Annotated in this window: 28 protein-coding genes; 20 read left to right on the top strand and 8 right to left on the bottom strand. The window is 68.8% G+C overall.

Annotation, left to right across the window (positions count from 1 at the left end; genetic code table 11):
- Positions 1 to 49 precede the first annotated feature (49 nt).
- Positions 50 to 490, top strand: a complete 441-nt coding sequence (locus VIM54_RS06960; RefSeq protein WP_331900061.1) for a nucleoside deaminase — start codon at positions 50 to 52, stop codon at positions 488 to 490.
- 9 nt (positions 491 to 499) lie between these two features.
- Here VIM54_RS06960 and VIM54_RS06955 read toward each other — a convergent pair whose 3' ends face one another.
- Both VIM54_RS06955 and VIM54_RS06950 read right to left on the bottom strand, forming a co-directional pair.
- Positions 500 to 1,195, bottom strand: a complete 696-nt coding sequence (locus tag VIM54_RS06955; protein WP_331900050.1) for a glutamine amidotransferase — start codon at positions 1,193 to 1,195, stop codon at positions 500 to 502.
- Between the two features lie 3 nt (positions 1,196 to 1,198).
- Positions 1,199 to 2,161, bottom strand: coding sequence for a cation diffusion facilitator family transporter (locus VIM54_RS06950; protein WP_331900048.1), 963 nt, complete (start codon positions 2,159 to 2,161; stop codon positions 1,199 to 1,201).
- Between the two features lie 23 nt (positions 2,162 to 2,184).
- Between VIM54_RS06950 and proC the strand changes: the two genes are divergently transcribed.
- From proC to VIM54_RS06920, 6 genes are all read left to right on the top strand, one after another.
- Positions 2,185 to 3,009, top strand: a complete 825-nt coding sequence (gene proC, locus VIM54_RS06945; RefSeq protein ID WP_331900046.1) for a pyrroline-5-carboxylate reductase — start codon at positions 2,185 to 2,187, stop codon at positions 3,007 to 3,009.
- 327 nt (positions 3,010 to 3,336) lie between these two features.
- Complete coding sequence (locus tag VIM54_RS06940; protein WP_331900044.1) at positions 3,337 to 3,867, top strand: metalloregulator ArsR/SmtB family transcription factor; 531 nt, start codon at positions 3,337 to 3,339, stop codon at positions 3,865 to 3,867.
- 142 nt (positions 3,868 to 4,009) lie between these two features.
- Entirely contained in the window at positions 4,010 to 4,204 is a 195-nt protein-coding gene (locus VIM54_RS06935; protein WP_147781902.1) for a helix-turn-helix domain-containing protein, read from the top strand.
- Between the two features lie 133 nt (positions 4,205 to 4,337).
- A complete protein-coding gene (locus VIM54_RS06930) occupies positions 4,338 to 4,436 on the top strand; it encodes a 30S ribosomal protein bS22 (RefSeq protein WP_003792170.1) in 99 nt (32 codons plus the stop codon).
- 104 nt (positions 4,437 to 4,540) lie between these two features.
- Positions 4,541 to 4,807 (top strand): glutaredoxin family protein, encoded by a 267-nt coding sequence (locus tag VIM54_RS06925; protein ID WP_331900042.1) that lies wholly within the window; start codon positions 4,541 to 4,543, stop codon positions 4,805 to 4,807.
- A gap of 3 nt (positions 4,808 to 4,810) precedes the next feature.
- The gene (locus tag VIM54_RS06920) at positions 4,811 to 5,110 is read left to right on the top strand and encodes a Dabb family protein (protein WP_331900040.1); all 300 of its coding nucleotides are present in this window, start codon (positions 4,811 to 4,813) and stop codon (positions 5,108 to 5,110) included.
- Here VIM54_RS06920 and VIM54_RS06915 read toward each other — a convergent pair.
- Both VIM54_RS06915 and aspS read right to left on the bottom strand, forming a co-directional pair.
- Positions 5,107 to 5,673, bottom strand: coding sequence for a hypothetical protein (locus tag VIM54_RS06915; RefSeq protein ID WP_331900038.1), 567 nt, complete (start codon positions 5,671 to 5,673; stop codon positions 5,107 to 5,109). The genes VIM54_RS06920 and VIM54_RS06915 overlap by 4 nt on opposite strands.
- Before the next feature lie 22 nt (positions 5,674 to 5,695).
- Positions 5,696 to 7,024 (bottom strand): aspartate--tRNA(Asn) ligase, encoded by a 1,329-nt coding sequence (gene aspS, locus VIM54_RS06910; RefSeq protein WP_331900036.1) that lies wholly within the window; start codon positions 7,022 to 7,024, stop codon positions 5,696 to 5,698.
- A 103-nt stretch (positions 7,025 to 7,127) separates the two neighbouring features.
- On the opposite strand from aspS, the gene VIM54_RS06905 reads away from it, so the two are divergent.
- The 5 genes from VIM54_RS06905 to ccsB are packed head-to-tail and all read left to right on the top strand — an operon-like array spanning position 7,128 to position 11,766.
- Positions 7,128 to 7,766 (top strand): histidine phosphatase family protein, encoded by a 639-nt coding sequence (locus VIM54_RS06905; RefSeq protein ID WP_331900034.1) that lies wholly within the window; start codon positions 7,128 to 7,130, stop codon positions 7,764 to 7,766.
- Complete coding sequence (locus VIM54_RS06900) at positions 7,763 to 8,359, top strand: TlpA disulfide reductase family protein (RefSeq protein WP_331900033.1); 597 nt, start codon at positions 7,763 to 7,765, stop codon at positions 8,357 to 8,359. Before VIM54_RS06905 ends, VIM54_RS06900 begins: the two co-directional genes overlap by 4 nt.
- Positions 8,359 to 9,102, top strand: a complete 744-nt coding sequence (locus tag VIM54_RS06895) for a cytochrome c biogenesis CcdA family protein (RefSeq protein ID WP_331900032.1) — start codon at positions 8,359 to 8,361, stop codon at positions 9,100 to 9,102. The genes VIM54_RS06900 and VIM54_RS06895 overlap by 1 nt, the downstream gene beginning before the upstream one ends.
- On the top strand, positions 9,086 to 10,786 hold the full coding sequence (resB, locus tag VIM54_RS06890; RefSeq protein WP_331900031.1) for a cytochrome c biogenesis protein ResB: 1,701 nt from the start codon (positions 9,086 to 9,088) through the stop codon (positions 10,784 to 10,786). The genes VIM54_RS06895 and resB overlap by 17 nt, the downstream gene beginning before the upstream one ends.
- Positions 10,780 to 11,766 carry a c-type cytochrome biogenesis protein CcsB gene (ccsB, locus tag VIM54_RS06885; protein WP_414673191.1) on the top strand — a complete coding sequence of 329 codons (987 nt, stop codon included), beginning with the start codon at positions 10,780 to 10,782 and terminating at the stop codon, positions 11,764 to 11,766. The genes resB and ccsB overlap by 7 nt, the downstream gene beginning before the upstream one ends.
- Before the next feature lie 16 nt (positions 11,767 to 11,782).
- On the opposite strand, the gene VIM54_RS06880 is transcribed toward ccsB, so the two are convergent.
- From VIM54_RS06880 to VIM54_RS06870, 3 genes are all read right to left on the bottom strand, one after another.
- Positions 11,783 to 12,235: a MarR family winged helix-turn-helix transcriptional regulator gene (locus tag VIM54_RS06880; RefSeq protein ID WP_331900027.1), complete on the bottom strand. Its 453-nt coding sequence runs from the start codon at positions 12,233 to 12,235 to the stop codon at positions 11,783 to 11,785.
- Positions 12,236 to 12,304: 69 nt separating this feature from the next.
- Entirely contained in the window at positions 12,305 to 13,336 is a 1,032-nt protein-coding gene (locus VIM54_RS06875) for an LLM class flavin-dependent oxidoreductase (protein WP_331900025.1), read from the bottom strand.
- 90 nt (positions 13,337 to 13,426) lie between these two features.
- Positions 13,427 to 14,407, bottom strand: coding sequence for an o-succinylbenzoate synthase (locus VIM54_RS06870; protein WP_331900024.1), 981 nt, complete (start codon positions 14,405 to 14,407; stop codon positions 13,427 to 13,429).
- A gap of 41 nt (positions 14,408 to 14,448) precedes the next feature.
- On the opposite strand from VIM54_RS06870, the gene VIM54_RS06865 reads away from it, so the two are divergent.
- Genes VIM54_RS06865 through VIM54_RS06850 form a run of 4 tightly spaced genes read left to right on the top strand, consistent with a single transcriptional unit; the run spans position 14,449 to position 17,812 of the window.
- Positions 14,449 to 14,751, top strand: coding sequence for a hypothetical protein (locus VIM54_RS06865; RefSeq protein WP_331900023.1), 303 nt, complete (start codon positions 14,449 to 14,451; stop codon positions 14,749 to 14,751).
- Positions 14,752 to 14,760: 9 nt separating this feature from the next.
- Entirely contained in the window at positions 14,761 to 15,648 is an 888-nt protein-coding gene (locus VIM54_RS06860) for a 1,4-dihydroxy-2-naphthoyl-CoA synthase (RefSeq protein WP_331900022.1), read from the top strand.
- A 16-nt stretch (positions 15,649 to 15,664) separates the two neighbouring features.
- Entirely contained in the window at positions 15,665 to 16,807 is a 1,143-nt protein-coding gene (locus VIM54_RS06855) for an AMP-binding protein (RefSeq protein WP_331900021.1), read from the top strand.
- 9 nt (positions 16,808 to 16,816) lie between these two features.
- Positions 16,817 to 17,812 (top strand): 1,4-dihydroxy-2-naphthoate polyprenyltransferase, encoded by a 996-nt coding sequence (locus tag VIM54_RS06850; protein ID WP_331900020.1) that lies wholly within the window; start codon positions 16,817 to 16,819, stop codon positions 17,810 to 17,812.
- Here the strand turns inward: VIM54_RS06850 and VIM54_RS06845 are convergent.
- Entirely contained in the window at positions 17,783 to 18,064 is a 282-nt protein-coding gene (locus VIM54_RS06845) for a DUF4229 domain-containing protein (RefSeq protein ID WP_331900019.1), read from the bottom strand. The genes VIM54_RS06850 and VIM54_RS06845 overlap by 30 nt on opposite strands.
- Before the next feature lie 72 nt (positions 18,065 to 18,136).
- Between VIM54_RS06845 and VIM54_RS06840 the strand changes: the two genes are divergently transcribed.
- From VIM54_RS06840 to VIM54_RS06825, 4 genes are all read left to right on the top strand, one after another.
- Positions 18,137 to 18,487, top strand: a complete 351-nt coding sequence (locus VIM54_RS06840; RefSeq protein WP_331900018.1) for a PLD nuclease N-terminal domain-containing protein — start codon at positions 18,137 to 18,139, stop codon at positions 18,485 to 18,487.
- Positions 18,488 to 18,492: 5 nt separating this feature from the next.
- The gene (menD, locus tag VIM54_RS06835) at positions 18,493 to 20,184 is read left to right on the top strand and encodes a 2-succinyl-5-enolpyruvyl-6-hydroxy-3-cyclohexene-1-carboxylic-acid synthase (protein WP_414673189.1); all 1,692 of its coding nucleotides are present in this window, start codon (positions 18,493 to 18,495) and stop codon (positions 20,182 to 20,184) included.
- A gap of 16 nt (positions 20,185 to 20,200) precedes the next feature.
- Positions 20,201 to 21,052 carry a polyphosphate kinase 2 family protein gene (locus tag VIM54_RS06830; RefSeq protein ID WP_331900017.1) on the top strand — a complete coding sequence of 284 codons (852 nt, stop codon included), beginning with the start codon at positions 20,201 to 20,203 and terminating at the stop codon, positions 21,050 to 21,052.
- 376 nt (positions 21,053 to 21,428) lie between these two features.
- The coding region (locus VIM54_RS06825) for a hypothetical protein (protein WP_331900016.1) at positions 21,429 to 21,878 on the top strand (450 nt) is incomplete at its 3' end.

Genomic DNA, 21,878 nt, shown 5'->3' with positions numbered 1-21,878 from the left:
GAGTTTCGGGAGGTTCGTGGTGGCGGTGCCCGCGCTGTACACCGAGCGAATGCTCGAGGCCGTCGCGAGCGCGAGGCTCGCCCTCGAGCACGGCGACGTTCCGGTCGCAGCGATCGTGCTGGACACGGATGGCACCCCGCTCGGCACCGGGCGCAACGAGCGCGAGCTGAGGCAGGATCCGACCGCGCACGCCGAGATCCTCGCCCTGCGCCAGGCGGCCGAGGCCAGGGGCGACTGGCATCTCACCGGCACGACGCTCATCGTGACGCTCGAGCCCTGCCCGATGTGCGCCGGGGCGATTCTCGCGGCCCGGGTGCCCGTCGTGGTCTTCGGCGCCTGGGACGAGAAGGCGGGCGCGGCCGGCTCGGTCTACGACCTGCTGCGGGATCGCCGGCTGCCGCACCGAGCCGAGGTGTACGGCGGGGTGGAGGAGGAGGCGTGCGCGGCGCTGCTCACCGACTTCTTCCGGGCGGCGCGCACGGAACTCTGACCGGGCGGGTCAGGGCTGCAGCGCGAGCCACTCCCCGAACATCGCGATCGACGCCTGCTCCATTGCTGTACCGTGCAGCGCGGCCTGCGCCCGAAGGTCGTCCGGGTCGATGCCGTGGCGTTCGAGTTCCGGAAGCCCGTCGACGATCCACTCCTCGTACATCGCGCCGGTGAGCTCGGGATGGAACTGCACCGCGAGCGCGCGGTCGCCGAGGCTCCATGCCTCGTTGCTGTACTCGGCCGAGCTGGCCAGCCGGGTGGCGCCGGACGGCAACCCGAACGTGTCGCCGTGCCACTGCATCATCGGCACCCCGGCGACGTGGCGCAACGGCGAATCGAGACCGGCATCCGTCGGCCGCACCTCGCGAAACCCGATCTCCACGGTCTTGCCCTTGCGAACCGTCTCGCCGAGGGCCTCCGCCATCATCTGCGCGCCGAGGCAGATGCCGAGGGTGGCGCGCTCGGAGTCGAGCCGACGCTCGAGAAAGGCGAGCTCGCGCGCGATGAAGGGATGCGCGTCCTTCTCGTAGACGCCCATGTCGCCGCCGAGCACGACCACCAACGGGGCCTCGGCCGCCTCGGCCGGCAACTCCTCGGCGGTCATGTCGAGGTAGCGCACGTCGTAGTCGTTCGCGAGCAGCACGGGTTCGAGGTTGCCGAGGTGGGCGATCGGCAAGTGGCGGATGACGAGCGCGACACGGGACATGGCCTAGTCCGCCGCCTTGATGATGATCGCCTCGGTGGACGGATTGCCGATGCCTGGCGCGACGTAGACGTCCGGTTCGATGTAGATCACCCGGGCGACGGGAACTGCCGCGCGCACTCTCGCCTCGAGCGCGTTGATTGCCGTGGCGACATCCGCGAGCTTCTTCTTGCCGGAGAACGCGATCTTCGCCGCGACGAGCATCTCGTCCGGGCCGAGGTAGAGCGTCTTCATGTGGATCAGGGCCTCGACCTCGTCGTCGGCGTTGATGGCGTCCCGGATGCGCTCGACGTCGGCGACACTCGCACCCTCGCCCACGAGCAGGCTCTTGGTTTCCATGCCCAGGATGATGGCGACCAGCACGAGCAGAACGCCGATGGCCAGGGTGCCGATCGCGTCGAACAGCCCGTTGCCCGTGACGGCCGTGAGAACGACGCCGAGGAAGGCGAACCCGAGGCCAGCGAGGGCCGCGACGTCTTCGAGCAGCACGACGGGGAGTTCCGGCGCCCTGGAGTGCCGGATGAAGGCGACCCAACCCTGGTTGCCACGGGTGTGGTTTGACTCGCGGACGGCGGTACGCAGCGAGAACGACTCGGCGATCATCGCCACGATGAGCACCACCACCGGCAGCCAGGCGTTCTCGAGCGCGTGCGGGTGCTGCAGCTTGTCGAAGCCCTCGTAGAGCGAGAAGACGCCGCCGACGCTGAACAGGATGATCGACACGACGAACGCGTAGACGTAGCGTTCGCGGCCGAAGCCGAACGGATGCTGCTGGTCGGCCTTCTTCATCGATCGCCGGCCGCCGCGCAGCAGCAGGATCTGGTTGCCGGTGTCGGCAAGCGAGTGCACACCCTCGGCGAGCATCGAGCTCGAGCCGGAGAACGCCCACGCCGCGAACTTGGTCACGGCGATCGCGAGGTTGGCGAGCAAAGCCGCGATGATCGCCCGGTTGCTGCCCTGTGTGCTCATGCGGTCAATCCTAGGATGGTGGGATGAGTACCCTCCCGACCATCGCCATTCTCGGAGCCGGTTCGATGGGCGGGGCGATCCTCTCCGGGCTGCTCGCGCCGTCTGTCACTGTGACCGGCGGCATCCGCGTCACCAACCGCACCGAGGCGAAGGCGGCGGCGCTGCGGTCGCCCACTGTAACGTCCTTCGCCCTCGAGAGCACTCCGGGGGCCAACCTCGAGGCGGTTCGCGGAGCCCGGGTCGTGCTGGTGGGAGTGAAGCCGGCGATGGTGGCGGACCTTCTGCGCGAGATCGCGTCGGCCCTCGCGCCGGATGCCATCGTGGTGAGCGTCGCCTCCGGGGTGACGACGGCCACGATGGAGGCGATCGTGCCGGGGGCGGTGCTGCGGGCGATGCCCAACACGCCAGCCGTCGTCGGACGCGGCGTGACCGGGCTCAGCGCGGGCTCCCGGTCGACCGCGGACGACCTGGCGATCGCCCGCGCCGTCTTCGAGACCGTGGGCGAGGTGCTCGAAATCGACGAGAGCCGCATCGACGCGCTCAGCACCATCTCCGGATCCGGCCCGGCGTACGTGTTCTACCTCATCGAGCAGCTCACCGCCACCGCGGTGGGGATGGGCTTCACCGAGGAGGAGGCGGCCACCATGGTGAACGGCACCTTCCTCGGCGCCGCGGAGCTGCTTGCGGCGTCCGGCGAGAAGCCGGCCGAACTGCGGAGGCGGGTCACGAGCCCCAACGGGACCACCGAGCGGGCGATCGCCGAACTCGAGGCGGCCGGCCTGCGTTCCGTCTTCGACCGCGCGACGGCCGCGGCCCTGGCGCGGGCTCGGGAACTCGCCGCCGGGTAGCCGGGCCGCCGGGTAGGCGGGCGGTCAGTCCTTCTGCAGCGTGGCGAAGCTCTGCACGAGCTGCGCGTCGTCGTCGATCACGAGCACGGCCGCGTCGGCCGGAATGGTCTCAGCCAACGATGGGCCTCACTTCTGCTCTGCGGAACAGCCGTCGCTGCGTTCGTGCCGCGAGCGTCGCGGCGAGAGTCACCGTACAAACGCGACCGAGGAAGATCGTGGTCGCGAGCACGTAGGCGGCGGGTCTGGCAGTTGCCCGATCAGCCCGGTCGAGCCAGTGGTCAACGGATGTCATGGTACTACCCGCTCGTCGCCCGGTAACCTGAGGGAATGGCTGACATCTTTGACGTGGTTGCTGACCCGACCCGACGCGACCTCCTTCAGGTGCTCCTCGACCGCTACGTCACATCCGACTCGGATTCCGGCGAGATCAGCGTCGGCGAGATCGTGGAGAGGATGGGGCTCAGCCAGCCGACCGTGTCGAAGCACCTCAAGGTGTTGCGGGACCACGGGCTCGTGACCGTGCGTGAGGAGGGGCAGCACCGCTACTACAGCGTCGACACGAGCCCGCTCGAAGAACTCGAGGACTGGCTCATCCCGTTTCTCAGCGCCGACTTCGACAACGACTCGGAGGCCGCCGCCTCCACGGTGTTCGCCGCGTGGTCCGGGGTGCAGGTGCCCGAGCCGCTCCGGCGCGCGGCGGAGACGCTGCAGCATCCGGCCGATGCGGGCACCGCGATGGGCCGCGCCGCCGCTGACGCGTCGTTCCAGGCCCGCACGGCCCTGCAGGACGCCTCCCACGAGGTCGAACGACGGGTGATCGAGCCGATCAAGAAGAAACTCGGCCGCAACGAGAAGTAGGCAGCGACAAATGGGCAATGACCGCCGGACTGTTGCCATCGAGACGCATTAGCCCCTACAGTTACGATCTAGCACTCCAGTAACACCCGTTGCGAGTGCGCACGTTCCCAATCCCGCTGGAACATAAAGGGGCACAACCGAAATGACACGCGATCTCTCCGAGGTGCGCTTTCTCACGGTTGCCGAGGTCGCCGACATGATGCGCGTCTCGAAGATGACCGTCTATCGTCTCGTGCACTCCGGTGAGCTCCCCGCAATCCGCTTCGGCCGGTCCTTCCGCGTGCCGGAGTCGGCCGTCGTCGCGGCGGTAGACTCGCACATCGCGGACGTCGGCTGAGCTGCAGGCACGGCACCGGTTCGTCAGGGCCGCAGCATGCGGGTAGAATGGCCCGAGGCAATTTTTCCGCGGTTCTGAACGGGCGCGGGCGTCTGTTCGCGAAAAGTAGAAGCCAGAAATTTATGAGGTGCGTATGGGTTCAGTAATCAAGAAGCGTCGCAAGCGCATGGCGAAGAAGAAGCATCGCAAGCTGCTTCGCAAGACTCGTCATCAGCGTCGCAACAAGAAGTAGAGCACTCCAGCGAGTGACCTGCACAACATGAGCGCCAGACCCAAGCGGTCTGGCGTTTCTTGTGCGTGCCCGGCGCGTTTCGGTGGGCGCACTATTCTGGACTGGTGTCCACTGCCGTCCTGACCCTCATCCGCAAACCGGGGTGCCACCTCTGCGACACGGCCCGCGAGGTGATCGACTCCGTCGTGCTCGAACTCGCCTCGAACGAGTCGGCGCCCGCCATCGAGGTCGACGAACTGTCGATCCTCGACCACCCGGACCTCCTCGCCAGGTACGAGGACGAGGTTCCAGTGCTGCTGCTCAACGGCCGTGTGCACAACATCTGGCGCGTCGATGCCGACCGGCTCCGCACCGCAATACTGGAGGTCTAGCGAATGCTCAAACACGTCGTGTGCTGGAAGATCGCGGATGCGGACAGCGTCGAGTCGCTCGACGTGATCGGTCGCATCGAGGACGGCCTTCGCTCCCTCGTGGGAACGGTGCCGTCCATCCGCGCGCTCGACGTCGGCCCGAGCGTGCTGACCGGACCCAACCACTGGGACCTCGCGCTCATCGTCGACTTCGACAACGAGGCCGGACTCGAGGAGTACCAGGTGCATCCCGAACACCAGAAGGTCGGGGCCTACATCCGGTCGGTCGTCAGCGAGCAGGCCACCGTGGACTTCATCGTCTAGACCTCGCGAAGCTTCGCGGCGGCCTCGGCCTCGGCGCGCGAGTCGTAGACCGGCTCGTCGAGCACGTAGGAGAGCGTCTCGTCTGGGTCGACGAGCAGCAGGTCGGTCGGTTCGTCGGCCGCCTGGAAGTCCGCCGAGACGAGCGGTTCGTTGTTGAGATGCACGGTGAGGATGCCGCTTCCGGTCTCGAGCGACGGCACCTCGAGTGCGCTGATCGGCCGGCCGCCGGCCCGCTCGAGCAGCGCGAAGACGGCCTCGCCGACTCCCTTGCCGGCGGAGAGGAATGCCTTCTCGTCGATCACGGTGTAGTCGTAGCGCGTGCGCACGGTGAACGCGAGCTCGTCCGGCGCCTCGGACTCGTCGTCGTCCTCGTCGTCGTAGAGCTCGTCGAGCGCATCGCCGTACGCCGCGACGGCCTCCCAGAGCTGGCGGTCCACCTCGACCGCCGCGTCATCCTGGTCCTTCTCGGTCTCGAGAAGCGTGATGTGGCGCTCGAGAATGGAGAGGAGCCCCCGGCCCGCCGCCACTGCCGTCTTCCTGCTGTCTGGTGATCCGTTTTCCATGATGGTCACGGTACCAGTCCGGCTACGGCAGCAGTCGCGCCGGGCCCCGGAAGAGGTAGGTGACCTCGCGCAGGTTCGCCTGGTGCAGCAGGAGCATCATCACGCGGCTGAGCCCCATGCCGAACCCGCCGTGCGGCGGCACTCCGTAGCGGAAGAAGTCGATGTAGAAGCCGAGCTCCTCCGGGTCGAGCCCCTTGTCGCGAGCCTGCGCCTCGAGCACCTCGACGCGGTGCTCGCGCTGGGCGCCGGTGGAGATCTCCACGCCGTTGAAGATGAGGTCGTAGCTCCGGGTGAGGCCTGGGTTGTCGTCGTGGCGCATGTGATAGAACGGCCGGATGCTCGAGGCGTAGTCGGTGAGGAAGACGAATTCGTGCCCGAACGTCTCGAGCACGTACGCGGAGATCTGGCGCTCGCCCTCCGGGTCCATGTCGTCGTCGTGGCGGGGCACCTCGTAGCCGCGCTCGGCCACGATGCGCTTGGCCTCGGCGAGCGGGATGCGGGGGAACGGCGTGGACGGAATCGTCACATCCACATCGAAGAGGGCCTTGATGTCGTCGCCGTGCTTCTCCTTGACGGCGGTGAGACCGGCGACCAGCAGGTTCTCGTGCATGGTCATCACGTCTTCGTGGCTGTGGATCCAGCTGATCTCGGCGTCGACGCTCGTGAACTCGGTGGCGTGGCGGCTCGTGAAGCTCGGGTCGGCACGGAAGGCCGGCCCCACCTCGAAGACCTTGCCGAATCCGGCCGGCTGAGCCATCTGCTTGAAGAACTGGGGGCTCTGGGCGAGGAACGCCTTGCCCTCGAAGTACTTGACCTCGAACAGCTCCGCCTTGGACTCGCTCGCGCTCGCCATGAGCTTCGGCGTGTGGATCTCGATGAAGTCGTTGTCGTTCCAGTAGCTGCGCAACGCGTGCTCGAAGGTGGTCTGCACGCGGGCGATCAGGTTCTGCTCCGGGCGACGCAGGTCGAGGAAGCGCCAGTCCATTCGCTTGTCGATGCTCGAGTCGGCCGCGATGGGAGTCTCGGCGATCGCGACGGAGGCGATGCTGAGGGAGGCGAGCTTGACCTCTACGCCGCCGAGCTTCACCCGCTCGTCGTGCTTGAGCTCGCCCGTCGCGGTGAGGAAGGTGCCCTGGCTGAGGCCGGATATCGTGTCGGCGAGCGCGTCTTCGAGGGGTGATCCGTCCTCGCCGAAGGCGCGGGGATGCACGAGCTGAACCGCGCCAGACTCGTCGCGCAACACGACGAACTGCACCTTCTTCTGGTCCCTCACCGTCTCGACCCAGCCGGAGACACTCACGGGGCCGTCATTTGCTGCGGCAAGATTCTTGATCAGGGTGCGTTCGCTCACGGTCACCGAGTTTAGCCCGCATGCCCGAACCGGCCGATCGCGGGGTCGAGGGGCCATCGCTCTCACGGGAATCTGGCAGCGAAGCAAAACGTAGACTGGGGCGGTGGCAGCAACCCAGATCCACCTCGTCCGTCACGGCGAGGTGTACAACCCCGAGGGCATCCTCTACGGGCGCCTCCCCGGCTACCACCTCTCGGAGCTCGGCAAGAAGATGGCCGTAGCGGCCGCTGCCGGCCTCAGCGGGCATCCGATCGTCGGGCTCTACGCGAGCCCCCTGCTTCGCGCCCAGGAATCCGCAAAACCGTGGGCCGACGCGTTCGGGCTCGAGATCGTCACCGACGAGCGGCTCATCGAGCCGTTCAACAAGTTCGAGGGCGGCAGCTTCGAGTTCGGTCCAGCCGTTCTCGGGCGGCCGCGGGTGTGGCCGTGGATCGTCAACCCGTTCAAGCCGAGCTGGGGCGAGCCGTACACGAGCGTCGCCTCGCGCATGCTCACGGCGATGGACGACGCCTGGAACTCGGTGGAGGGCGGCGAGATCGTGATGGTGAGCCACCAGATGCCCATCGTGATGGTGCAGCGCACCCTTGCCGGCCGGAAGCTCTTCCACGACCCGCGCAAGCGCCGCTGCCGCCTGTCGAGCATCACGACGGTGGAGAAGCGCGGCGACCGTTTCGTGGAGGTGGGCTACCGGGACCCGGCGGCGGACCTGCTCGCCCGGTCGATCGACCTGGGAGCGGTGTGAGGGCGCGCGCAGCCGTCGTCGCCCTCTCCCTCGCGGCGACGCTCCTCCTGGCGGGTTGCACCTCCACCGACAAGCTCGCGGTCGACTACGGCAGCGGCGCGGGAACCAGCTACACGGATGACTCCGGCGCCCCGGTGATCGTGAAGGCGTCTGACCGGGCGAAGGCCATCACCTTCACATCCACGGACGAAGCGGGCAAGACCGTGTCGATGGCCGACTACCTCGGCAAGGTCGTCGTGGTCAACTTCTGGTACGCCGGCTGCGCGCCGTGCCGCGCCGAGGCCCCCGTCCTCAACGGCCTGCACGCGAAGTACGCGCCAGAGGGCGTTGCCTTCCTCGGCGTGAACACCGTGGACCAGGCGGCCACCGCCCTCTCCTTCGAGGAGCGGTACAAGGTGCTGTACCCCTCGGCGATGGATGTCGACAGCGGCTCGGTGCGCATCGCCTTCGCCGGGGCGATCGCCCCGACGGCCACGCCCACCACCTACGTGATCGACACGAAGGGGCGCGTCGCCGCTCGCATCGTCGGCCAGCTCGAGTCGGCGTCGATTCTCAACACCCTCATCTCCGACGCCCTGGCCGAGAGCAAGTAGTGCAGAACCCGATCTCGCAGCTCGTCTTCGGCGGCAACCTCGCCTTCGCCCTGCCCATCGCGCTGCTCGCCGGCATCATCGCGTTCGCATCGCCATGCGTTCTTCCCCTCGTGCCCGGGTACCTTGCCTACATCGGCGGGTTCGCGGCCACGAAGGAGCGGAATGGGCGCGGCCGCCTCGTTCTCGGCGTCGGCCTGTTCGTGCTCGGCTTCAGCGTGGTGTTCATCGCCCTCAACGTGCTGTTCGCGGCCGCCGGAACCCTGCTCATCCCGTGGATCGACCTCATCACGCGGGTCGCCGGGGTGCTGCTGATCGTGATGGGGCTCGTCTTCATCGGACAGTTCAGCTTTCTGCAGCGCACATTCAAGCCGGAGTGGCGCACCACGACCGGTCTCGGCGGGGCGCCGTTGCTCGGAGTGGTGTTCGGTCTCGGCTGGTCGCCGTGCCTCGGCCCGACGCTCGCCGCGGTGTCCCTGCTCAGCGCAGACAGCGGCAGCGTGTGGCGCGGTCTGCTGCTTGGCGTGTTCTACTGTCTCGGCCTCGGCATACCGTTCCTGCTCGTCGCGTTCGGGCTCAACTGGGTCACCGGAAGCGTGGCCTGGCTCAAGCGCCACATCCGCGTGATCAACATCATCGGCGGCTCGCTCCTCATCGCGATCGGAACACTCATGGTCACCGGCGTCTGGCGAATCCTGGTCTCCGACCTGCAGGCGGTGATCTCGAGCTTTGTCCCGGCCCTCTGATCACATCGACTCACCGGCGCCGCGCCCCAGGGGCGACGACGTCACCCAGCCCAGGCTCGGCCCGATCGGCTACCTGCGCTTCTTCTGGCGCCAGCTCACGAGCATGCGCACCGCGCTGTTCCTGCTGCTGCTGCTGGCCATCGCCGCGGTTCCCGGCTCCCTCTTCCCCCAGCGCAGCTCCGACCCCAACGGGGTGACGCTGTACTTCACCACCAACAAGGCGCTCGCGCCCGTGCTCGACAAGCTCCAGCTCTTCGACGTCTACACGTCGGCGTGGTTCTCGGCCATCTACCTGCTGCTGTTCATCTCGCTCATCGGCTGCGTGATCCCGCGCACCATCTTCCATCTGAAGGCGCTCGCGTCCGCGCCGCCCAGAACTCCGGCCAGGCTCGACCGTCTCGGGGCGTTCCGGGCGTTCGAGGTCGCGCCCAACCAGGCGGATGCCGCTGGCACGCCGATCACGGCGGCGTCGGCCATCGAGGCGGCGCGCGCGATGCTGCGCGGGTCCGGCTACCGCGTGCGGCTGTTCGACGGCCCGGCGTCCTCGGGCGGCGGCACCCTCTCCGTGTCGGCCGAGCGCGGCTACCTGCGGGAGACCGGCAACCTCGTCTTCCACATTGCGCTCATCGGAATCCTGCTCTCGGTGGGCATCGGCGGCGGCTTCGGCTACACGGGGCAGAAGGTGCTCGTGACCGGGCAGGCGTTCGCCAACGTGCGGCTCACCTACGACTCGTTCAACCCGGGGCGCTTCTTCACCGACTCGGCGCTCGTGCCGTACCGGCTCATCCTCAACAAGTTCTCCGCCAAGTACGAGGAGCAGAACCGGAATGCCTACGGGCAGCCGATCGACTACACGGCGAATGTCACCACCTATGAAGCGGTCGGCACGGCTACGAAAGAGGTGATCAAGGTCAACGACCCGCTGCGGATCGGCGGAAACGAGATCTACCTGCTCGGCAACGGGTACGCGCCGTCGATCACGGTGCGCGACCCGACCGGCAAGGTCGTGTTCTCCGAGTCGGTGCCGTTCCTGGCGCAGGACGCCAACCTCACCTCCATCGGCATCGTGAAGATCCCGGACGGGCTCGCCACCCAGGTGGGGATGCGCGGATTCTTCTACCCGACCGCCGCCAAGAACGAGGCGGGCACCTTTTCGTCCACCCATCCCGACCTGCGCAATCCGATGCTCTCCCTCGTGCTCTACACCGGGGATCTCGGCATCAACCAGGGGACGCCGAAGTCGGTCTACTCGCTCGACAGCGACAGGATGACCGAGGTTGCGGGCCCAGGGGCGGCCTCCCGAACGGGCGCGCTGCGGCTCGCTCCCGGGCAGACGGCACAGATTCCCGGCGGACTCGGCTCGATCACCTTCGACAACACGGCGCCGAAGTCGGATGCCGCGGACCTCGAGAAGAGCGTGCCGCGATTCGCCTCGTTCGACGTGCACCGCGACCCGACCCAGGGCTGGGTGCTGTTCTTCGCCATCTGCGTGCTGCTCGGGCTGCTCACCTCGCTCTTCATTCCGCGCCGCCGCGTGTGGGTGAAGGCGATCGAGCAGGAGGATGGCCGACTGCGTCTCGAATACGCCGGACTCGCCCGCGGGGAGGACCCCGGGCTCGACTCGGCGGTGTCAGAGATCGCGGAGCGGCACTCCCAGCGCCTCGGGCTTAAGCTGACATCGTGACCGAACAACTGGCATCTTTCTCGCTTGTCGCGATCTACTCCGCAATGGCCGTCTACCTCTTCGCGTTCATCGCGTTCACGCTCGACCTGGCGAAGCGTTCGGCGGAGACGCCGGTCGCCGTTGCGGCCGTGCCGGCCGCGCGGGTGGGCCAGTTGTCGAGCGCCGGGAGCACGGCGACCCTCGAGCGCCCGGCGGCACCGGCTCAGCCCACGATTCTTCAGCGCCGGTCCGGTCGCTTCGAGCGGGTCGCGTACGCGCTCACCATCCTCGGCTGGCTCCTGCACGTCGCGGGAACCGTGCTGCGCGGGGTGGCCGCCCACCGCGTGCCGTGGGCCAACATGTTCGAATTCTCGCTCACGGCATCCGCCATCATCGTCGGCGTCTTCATCGTCGTGCAGCTGTGGCAGGACCTGCGCTTCCTCGGCGCGTACATCACGGGCTTCGCACTCATCGTGCTCGGCTTCGGCACGGTCGGCTTCTACGTGAGCGTCGTGCCGCTTCCGCCGGCGCTGCAGTCGTACTGGCTCGTGATCCACGTCTTCGTGGCCACCCTCGGCACGGCCTTCTTCGCGATCGGCGCCGGGCTCTCGCTCGTGCAGCTGATCCAGTCGAGGCGCGAGGCGAACAAGTTCGCCGGCCTCAAGTTCCTCGACACGGTTCCGGGCTCGGTGGCCCTCGAGAACCTCGCCTATCGCGTGATCGTGGTCGGCTTCGTCTTCTGGACGTTCACCCTCATGGCCGGCGCGATCTGGGCCGAGCACGCATGGGGCCGGTACTGGGGCTGGGACACGAAGGAGGTCTGGACCTTCATCATCTGGACGATCTTCGCCGGCTACATCCACGCCAGGGCGACCCGCGGATGGCGCGGCTCACGCTCGGCGTGGCTCGCGATCATCGGCTTCTCCGCCGTGATGTTCAACTTCACGATCGTCAACCTCTTCTTCAAGGGACTGCACGCGTACAGCGGCCTGATGTCCTAGCGGACGCGCCCCGAGGTCACCGGGCCGCCGGCGCGATGGCGTCGGCGCAGGCGGCGAGGTCCTTGCGCAGCTTCACGCGGCGCTTCTCGGGGATCGCGGAGATCATCCTCTTCTCCACCTTGCGCACGGACTCCGCGGCCGCGTGCAACTGCGCGCGCCCCTCGGGCGTGAGCTGGGTTGGTCTGGCCCAGCCGGTGGCCACCGTGTCTGGGCGGGTCACCAGCGCCCGCTGCTGCAGGCCGCGTAGCACGAGGTTCATCGACTGACGGCTGACGAAGGCACCCCGGCCCAGCTCGGCGTTGGACAGGCCAGGATGCCGCCCGAGCAGCTCGAGGCAGGAGAACTGCGCGACGGTGAGGTTGAACGGGCGCAGCACCTCTTCGGTCGCGAGGTGCAGCGCCTTGGCCGACTGCTTGAGCACGTAGCCCAGCGACTCGGTGAGGTGGCCCACCCGATCCTGTTCCTTCATGTCAACATTCTGACACGCCGGGCTCTCGGCGACCGGGATGCCGGCCCTCTCGGGTGCGCCGGGCGCCGCTCAGGCGAGCAGTTCGCGCACTCGGGGCGCGACGACGGTGCCGTAGAGCTCGATGCTCGACATGAGCTTCTCGTGCGCGAGCGTGCCGTTCGAGTACTTGAGGTCGAACCGGTCGAGGCCGAGGGCCCTCGCCGTGCCGGCGATCTTCTGCGCGACGGTCTCCGGCGAGCCGACGTAGAGCGATCCGGTGTCAGCCTCTTGCTCGAAGGACTCGCGGGTCATCGGGCCCCAGCCGCGCTCCTTGCCGATGCGTCCGACCATCTCGGAGTGGTGGGGCCACAGCTCCTCGCGAGCCTGCTCGTCGGTCTCGGCGATGTGCCCCGGCGAATGGACGCCGATCTTCGGGGTGGGCTGCCCGAACTGGGCGAGGGCGCGGTGGAACAGGTCGACGTATGGCGCGAACCGGGCGGGCTCGCCGCCGATGATGGCGAGCATGAGGTTGAAGCCGTAGCGCGCGGTGCGCACGACGGACTCCGGGCTGCCGCCCACGCCAATCCAGGTGGGGAGGAGTCCGTTCTCGACGGTCGGATAGACCGACTTGTCGACCACCGGCGTGCGAACCGTGCCAGACCAGTTCACCGGTTGCTGCTCGCGAACCGCGGCGAACAGCTCCAGCTTCTCCTCGAAGAGCTGCTCGTACTGGGCGAGGTCGAGTCCGAAGAGCGGGAACGACTCGGTGAACGACCCGCGTCCGAGGATCACCTCGGCGCGACCGTTGGAGATGCCGTCGAGGGTCGCGAAGCGCTGGAACACCCGGATCGGGTCATCCGACGACAGGACCGTGACGGCGGTGCCGACGCGGATGCGCTCGGTCTGCGCGGCGATGGCGGCGAGCACCACCTCGGGGGCGGAGACCGCGAAGTCCTTGCGGTGATGCTCCCCGACGCCGATGTAGTCGAGTCCGACCCGGTCGGCGAGCACGCCCTGGGCGACGAGGTTACGCAGTACCTGCGCGTACGCGACAGTGTTGCCGGCGTTGTCGTTGGTGACGTCGCCGAAGGTGTCGATGCCGAGTTCCAGCTGTTGCGCCATGGTGTTCTCCGAAGTCTTGTTGTATGCGAATGCATGGATGTGAACCCCGTCATGGGCAACGGTATTCCCTGCGGGCATTCGCCGGCGGGCCTATGCCGGGAGCAGCGAGTAGCAGCGTTCCAGCCTGGCCGTCCACCAGGCGGTGCGAACGGCGTCGGCGGCGTGCGCGTCGAGCAGGGCGGCGCTCGGAACCACGCGGCGCACCTTGATCGACCCGGCGACCGGCACGAGCGAGTCCTCGGTCACGTCCGAGGCCAGCAGGCTCACGGTCGCGAGTCCGCAATCGTAGGCGAGCTCCGGCACGGCGGCCGCGAGGTACGCGCCCATCGAGATGCCCACGGAGGTCTCGAGCGCGCTCGAGACGACGACGGGAAGCCCGGCCTGCGCCGCGATGTCGAGGGCGCGGCGAATACCGCCGAGTGGTTGCGCCTTGATCACGAGCACATCGGCGGCCTTCGCCCGTGCCACCTCGAGCGGGTCGCTCGACTTACGCACGCTCTCGTCGGCGGCGATCGGCATGCCCATGTACTTCACGCGCTTGCGGATGTCGGCGAGTTCGTCGACGGTCGGGCAGGGCTGCTCGACGTACTCCAGGTCGTATGGCGCGATGGCGTGGATGGCGTGCTCGGCCTCATCCACGTTCCAGCCGCCGTTCGCGTCGAGCCGGATGCGGCCCTCCGGCCCCAGGTACTTGCGGGCCGCGGCGACCCGCGCGACGTCGTCCGCGATCGTCTGGCCGGGCTCCGCCACCTTCACCTTGATGGTGCGGCAGCCGGGAAATCGGTCGAGGACGGCGGCAACGTCGTCGGCATCGACGGCGGGCAGCGTCGCATTCACGCGGATGCTGCTGCGGAATATTGCCGGCGCCGGGCTCCAGCCGAAGTCGATCGCCGCCGCGAGCCACGCCGCCGACTCCTCGTCGTCGTACTCGAGAAACGGCGAGAACTCCGTCCACCCCTCCGGGCCCTCGAAGAGCATGACCTCCCTCGTGTCGATCCCGCGAAACCGCGAACTCAGCGGCAGGGAGACGACGCGCGCGGTGGAAAGGATGTCAGACAGCGTCGGCAGCATGTGCCCAGTCTGCACCCCTCGGCGTGCCTTAGTCTGGGCGCATGTCGACCGAGTCGTTCGAGTGGGCCAGGCGGCAGTGGCCGGGGCTGGCCTCCCTCGCGCTCGCCGTGGTGCTCGTCGCGGTGGAGGCGGCGGCGGTGTCGATCGGGTCGACCGGCCAGTGGACGGCGGCGACCGTGCTCGCGTGGTCCGTCATCTCGCTGACGATCGTCTCCTTCCTCGGGGGACTCGCGGCCGTCATCCTGCGCCGCGGCCGGCGGTGGGGTGCCGCGGGGATGGTCGTGAGCGTCGCGGCGAACCCGCTCGTGCTCGTCTGGCTGTTCCGTGCTCTGGGCAACTCGTAGGCTTGCCCCATGCCTGAGGTCTCCGAACTGTTCGATCCGAGCGCGTGGAAGCCGGTGGCCGGTTTCGACTCGCTGACCGACATCACCTACCACCACGACACGGCGGGCCGTGTGGCGCGCATCGCCTTCGACCGGCCGGAGGTACGCAACGCGTTCCGGCCGCACACCGTGGACGAGCTGTATTCGGCGCTCGACGACGCCCGCCAGAACTCGCGGATCGGCGTGGTGCTGCTCACCGGCAACGGACCGAGCGCCAAGGACGGCGGCTGGGCGTTCTGCTCCGGCGGCGACCAGCGCATCCGGGGCCGGGACGGCTACCAGTACGCCGACGGGTCGAAGAGCACCGGCCGCCTGCACATCCTCGAGGTGCAGCGGCTGATCCGCTTCATGCCCAAGGTTGTCATCGCCGTGATCCCCGGCTGGGCGGCCGGCGGCGGCCACTCGCTGCACGTCGTCTGCGACCTCTCCATCGCGAGCGCGGAGCACGGCAAGTTCAAGCAGACGGATGCCGACGTCGGGTCGTTCGACGGAGGCTACGGCAGCGCATACTTCGCGCGGCAGGTTGGGCAGAAGTTCGCGCGGGAGGTGTTCTTCCTCGCCCGGGAATACGACGCGGACCGGGCGCTCGAGATGGGCGCGATCAACGCGGTGGTGCCGCACGCCGACCTCGAGAAAGTGGCGCTCGAGTGGGCGAATGAGATTCTCGGCAAGTCGCCGACGGCGATCCGCATGCTCAAGTTCGCGTTCAACGCGGTCGACGACGGCATGGTCGGCCAGCAGGTGTTCGCGGGGGAGGCGACCCGGCTCGCCTACGGTACTGACGAGGCCGTGGAGGGCAGGGACGCCTTCCTCGAGAAGCGCGAACCGGACTGGTCGCCGTTCCCCTGGCAGTTCTAGTGCGTGCGGGGCTGCGGTGAGCAGGCCGCTCCGGGTGGTTCCGGCCGACGACCCCGTCGTGGTGCTCGAGGCGCTGCGCGACGCGCTCGCCGGGGGTCCAGCGGTGCTTCCCGGACCGCCGAACTCCGGCCTGCCGGCGACCGTCGAGCAGCGGGTCGCCCTCGTCGTGGAGACGAGCGGCTCGACGGGCGCCCCGAAACGGGTCGTGCTCGCGGCCAACGCCATCCTCGCGAGCGCCGCCGCCTCGGAGGCGGCGCTCGGCGGGCCCGGCCAGTGGCTGCTCGCCCTGCCCGCGCACTACATCGCGGGCATCAACGTGCTCGTGCGATCGATCGCCGCCCAGTCGCAGCCGGTGATCATGCCGCCCGGGCACTTCGATGCCGTCGCCTTCGCCGCGGCGAGCAGGCGGCTCGACGGCGAGCTGCGATTCACCTCGCTCGTGCCGGCGCAGCTCGCCCGGCTCGTCGAGGCCGCGGAGAACGACCTCGGGGTGCTCGAGGCGCTGCGGCGCTTCGACCGGATGCTCGTGGGCGGCCAGGCCGCGCCGCCACAGCTCGTGGGGCGGGCGCTGGAGCTGGGCCTCAACATCACCCGCACCTACGGGTCGAGCGAGACCTCCGGCGGCTGCGTGTACGACGGCGTGCCGATCGGCACGGCCCGGGTCAGGATCGAGAACGGGCAGGTTGAGCTCGCCGGACCGATGCTCGCCGAGGGCTACCTCGGCGATCCCGAGCGCACCGCGGCGGCCTTCTCCGAGGCGGACGGCGCCCGCTGGTACCGCACGGGCGACACCGGCGAGATCGTCGACGGCGTGCTGACCGTCACCGGCCGGCTCGACGGCGTCCTCATCTCCGGCGGCGTCAAGGTGTCGCTCGAGGCGATCGAACGGGTCGTGCGCGGGCTGGACGGGCTCGCGGATGCCGTGGCCGTTCGAGCCCCGAGTCTCACCTGGGGCGAGGTGCCGGTCGTCTTCAGCACGGGAGTCCTGCCGCTCGCCGAACTCCGCTCGATCGTGGCGGAGACGCTCGGCGCGGCATCCGCCCCGGCCGCCATCGTGCGCCTCGATGCCATTCCGCTGCTCTCGAGCGGCAAGCCGGATCGGGTCGCCCTGGCCGAACTCGCGGCGGTCTCGGCGGGAGTCGAACCGCGGCGTCAGTAGGATTTGTGCGTGGCTAACGCGAGCAGACCCGTCCAGAAACGCATCGACCCGGCGAAGGTTCCGCGCGCCGGGCAGGGCGGCGGCAAGAGCGGCAAGCCGGGCGGCCAGCCCCCGCGCGCCGTCGTGCGCAAGGCGAGCGCCTCGGATTGGATCGGCGGGGCCAGGCTGCGCACACTTCCCCTGGCGGTGTCCCCGGTCGCGCTCGGCACCGCATCCGCCTTTCTCCTCTCGAATCCGGGCTGGCACTGGGTGCGGGCGCTGCTCGCCCTCGTGGTGGCGGTGGCGCTGCAGGTCGGCGTCAACTACGCGAACGACTACTCCGACGGCATCCGCGGCACCGACCGCTACCGCGTCGGCCCGTCGAGGCTCACCGGGTCCGGCGCGGCCAGGCCGCGAACCGTGCTGGCCGTCGCGCTCGCGTTCTTCGCGCTCGGCGGCGTCGCCGGCGTCGTTCTCGTGGTGCTCTCGGGCTTCTACTGGCTGCTCGCGGTGGGCGCGGTGTGCATCGTCGCCGCCTACTTCTACACCGGAGGCAAGCGCCCGTATGGCTACTACGGGCTCGGCGAGCTGTTCGTCTTCGTCTTCTTCGGCATCGTCGCCACCGCCGGCGCCACATACACCCAGGTCGGCACGGTCAACACCGAGAGCTGGCTCGCCGGTGCGGCCGCCGGCCTGCTCGCCTGCGCGGTGCTCATGGTCAACAACCTGCGGGACCTCGAACAGGACAGGCTGGCCAAGAAGCGCACCCTCGCGGTGCTGGTCGGCAACCGCGCCTCGCGCGTGCTCTTCACCGTGTTCGTGGCGATCCCGTTCGTGATCCTGGTCTTCTTCTCCGTGTTCTACGAGAAGGCCCCATACGTGTTCTTCACTCTGCTCGTGGCGATTCCCGCCGTGATCATCACGCTCACGGGCAAGACGGCGCCGGAGTTTATCCTCGCGCTCAAGCTGACGAGCCTCACCGCGCTGCTCTTCGGGCTAGGGCTGGCGGCTGCCATCGCCTTCTAGGCGGTCGAGCATTTCGTTCTCGAGCTCGTTGTCGGCGTCCCGGTCCTTGGCCGCGCGGATCTCGACGATGCTCTTCGCCACGGCGTCCCGCTGGGGGCGAAAGAAGATGTACGACACGCAGAGGCCGATCGCCGCGGCGACGATCGCCGCGATCCAGCCGGCGACGCCGATCACGAGCAGCACGGCGAGCGCGACGGCGAAGATGCCGACCCTGATGGCGGTGTAGACCAGCCACTGGCGAGACGATTTCACGCCTTCCAGTCTAGGCACCGTGGCTGTACGATTTGCGCTGCAGTAATCAGGATCGCGGCTTACAATCTGGGCATGGCCCGGCTCGCACTAATTCTCCTGATTGCCTATTTGGCGTTCACGATCTTCGCCCTGATCGACGTGATCATGACGAGCGAGACTCGCGTGCGCGCGCTGCCGAAGTATCTCTGGGCCGCGATTGTGGTGCTCGTCCCGGTGATCGGCGCCGTTCTGTGGTTCACGATCGGCAAGGACCGTTCGTCGCGCAGCCCGGCGCAGCGCCAGTCGCAAGGGCCGATCGCCCCGGATGACGACCCGGAGTTCCTGCGTCGGCTGGGCGAGGACAAGCAGCGCGAGGAGCGCATCCGCCAGCTCGAGGAGCGGCTCGCCGAGCTCGACGACGACCAGAACAACACCAAGGACTAGTGGTCGTGCCGGAGCGGCCGGACGCGAACCCGGCAACGGGGTTCGCGGTAGCGATTCTCGGCGAGCTGGTTCGCCGCGGCGTGAGAGACGTGGTGCTGTGCCCGGGATCCCGGTCGCAGGCGCTCGGGCTCGCAGCGGCGGCGTTCGAGCAGGCCGGGCTGATCCGGCTGCGGGTGCGCATCGACGAGCGGGTCGCCGGCTTTCTCGCTCTCGGACTCGCCGTGGAGACCCGCACGCCGGTGCTCGTGATCACGACCTCGGGCACCGCGGTGGCGAACCTGCATCCCGCGGTCCTGGAGGCGCACCACTCCGGCGTTCCCCTCATCCTCTTCACCGCGGACCGCCCGCTCGAGCTGCGCGGAATCGGCTCCAACCAGACCACCGAGCAGGTGGGAATCTTCGGGCCGGCGGTCACCTGGGTTCGGGATGTCGAGGCGCCCAGCCACACCGGCTTCGATCCGGACTACCCGGGCCAGGTGGCGCACGAGGCGTTCTCGGCGGCCGCCGGCCACTCGTCGACGCCGGGGCCGGTGCAACTGAACCTCGCCTTTCGCGAGCCGCTCTCCGGACCGGCCGGCCGGCTGCCCCACCTCGACGAGCACCAATGGCCCGAGCGAACGCTGCTGCGCGGGCTCGAGGTGGAGCACGCTCCGAACACGATCGTCATCGCCGGGCACGACGCGGGGCCGGAAGCGGAGGCGCTCGCTCGATCGATCGGCGTGCCGCTCATCGCGGAGGTCTCGAGCGGCTCCCGGTTCGGCCCGAACCTGGTGGGCTCCTACCGCGAACTGCTCTCCGACCCCGAGTTCGGCGGCCGGGTGGAGCGCGCGATCGTGTACGGGCACCCGACGCTCAGCCGCGAGGTGCCCGCCCTGCTCGAGAGCGACGGCGTGACCGTGCGGGTGATCCGAGCGCCGGGGTCCGAGCCATACAACCCGGGCCGCCGGGCGAGCAGCGTGCACGACTTCGCCAGCCACGAGGGCGGTCCGGACGAGTCCCTCGGCGCGCGCCGCTGGCTCGGCACCTGGGTGCAGGCGGGCCGCGACCGGCTGCGGGGCGACGGGGCGACGCGGGAGCCCGCGGCCGCCGAGGAACGCGCCGGCGACTTCGCGCGGGAGCAGCTGGCCGCCTTCCGGGAGCCCATCACCCGTCGCCTCCTCGTCGAGACGGTGTGGCGTCTCACCTGGCCGCACGACCGGCTCGTGCTCGGCGCGTCGAGGCTCATCCGGGTGGCGGATGCCGTGGTGCAGGGCAAGAAGATCTCCGTGCACGCCAACCGGGGCCTCGCCGGCATCGACGGGACCGTGTCCACCGGCCTTGGCATCGCCCTGGCGAGCCAGGACCCGGGCCACGACTCCGGGGGCGCTCTGGGGGTGACCAGGGTGCTGCTCGGCGACCTCGCCGTTCTGCACGACGCCGGAGCGCTGCTGTTCGGGCTGGGCGAGACGCGGCCGCGCATCCAGGTGGTGGTGGGGAACGACGGCGGCGGCACGATCTTCGACGGACTCGAGGTCGCCGCGACGGCCCCCCGGGACGCGTTGGACCGGGTGCTCTACACTCCCCAGGCGGTTGACCTGCGCGCCCTGGCCGGCGCCTACGGCTGGGAGTACCGCACGGCGACGACCCGCGGCGAACTCGACGTGGCGCTCGCCGCATCCGACTCCCCGACCCTCGTCGAGGTGCCGCTGGTTCGCTAGCGAGTACCATCGGCGCATGGAACTGTCGACTTGGACCTCCGACCCCGCGCCGCTGCTGACCGTGAGGCCGGGATTCAGCCTCGCCGAGGTGGACACCTCATCCACTCCGGGCATCTCGGTCGCCAAGAAGACCGGCGCCGCGATCCTCGAGCAGAACCGCGCCGAACTGGACGATCTGCAGGAGCGGCTGTGGGCCGAGAGCCGGTTCGACGGCAAGCGCTCTGTGCTGCTCGTGCTGCAGGCGATGGACACCGCAGGCAAGGGCGGCATCGTCAAACACGTGATCGGCGGCATCAGCCCCCAGGGCGTGCAGGACTACGGATTCAAGAAACCCACGCCGGAGGAGCTCTCCCACGACTTCCTGTGGCGGGTGCGCAAGCGGCTGCCGACGCCCGGCCTGATCGGGGTGTTCGACCGCTCGCACTACGAGGACGTGCTCGTCGCGCGGGTGCACAGCCTCGTCGAACCGGCCGTGATCGAGCAGCGCTACGAGCTGATCCGGGACTTCGAGCGGGAGGTCGCGGCGAGCGGCACGACGATCGTCAAGGTGATGCTGCACATCAGCCAGCACGAGCAGAAGCAGAGGCTGCTCGAACGCCTGGAACGCGAGGACAAGCACTGGAAGTTCAACCCGGGCGACATCGACGAACGTGAACTCTGGCCGCAGTACATGGAGGCCTACCAGCGGGCACTGGAGGAGACGTCCACGGACACCGCCCCCTGGTTCGTGGTGCCGGCCGACCGCAAGTGGTACGCGCGGATCGCCGTGCAGCGGATCCTGCTGGACGCGGTGCGGGCGCTGCGCCCCCAGTGGCCGCTCGCCGACTACGACGTGGACGCCGAGAAGGCGCGGTTGCTCGCGAGCTGACAGCCTGGGCGGGCCGGCTGATCTGTGGTTGGTTTTGTCAAGGGGGCTGGGGCGAAGCGGCGTCTGGGATGGTCGTTCTCGAGTGCTGCTTCTGCTGGTCGTCTGGCGGTGATGGTGTCGAACGTGTCGAACATGTCGTAGCGGCGTTCGCGGGTCAGGTCTGGAAATCGGGCGTCGCGCCGGCCAATAGCCGGTTCGGTGGCGGTTGTTGCGCTGCGTGTTGTGTGGTCGAATCTGCGCGTGTGGTCGGGTCTGCGCTTGGGGTCGGGTCTGCGCTCCTCCACAGGTCGCGCCTGGGGAGGGTTGTCCACAGGAAGTGCTGGTCAGGGGAGGTATTGTTGGTCACAATGTCGGTGCTGGCTGCAAGACTGTGGCCATGGAAAATGGCACCGCGATCGGGCTCGACGGCACCGTCGATGCTTCGTCGCTCGACGACGCGTCGCTCGATGACGCGTCGCTCGATGACGCGTCGCTCGACGACACGTCGCTCGACGACACCTCGCTGCTCGACGACACCTCGCTGCTCGACGACACCTCGTTGCTGAGCGACACGTCGTTGCTGAGCGAGTTGGAGCGCGGGTTCGGGGTTCGGCACGCCGCGGACTCGCGACTTGTGGTCCTGACTGCCGAGGTTGTGCACCGATCCCGTGCCAGCCTCGGACCCGACGGGCTCGCCTCCCGGTTCGGCAGCACGAGTGCCGCAGCACTGCTCACCGAGGTGGGGCGCATCACCCTCGCCGAAGGGCAACGATTCTGCCGGGTCGCCGGGGCGACCGCCGTCCGTGTCAGCCTCGTCGGGGAACGGATGCCGCCGAGCTATCCGCTC

The sequence above is a fragment of the Lacisediminihabitans sp. genome, assembly GCF_036569425.1.
In the GTDB taxonomy this organism is placed as follows: Bacteria; Actinomycetota; Actinomycetes; order Actinomycetales; family Microbacteriaceae; genus Lacisediminihabitans.
This window is presented reverse-complemented; position numbering and strand designations above follow the sequence as displayed.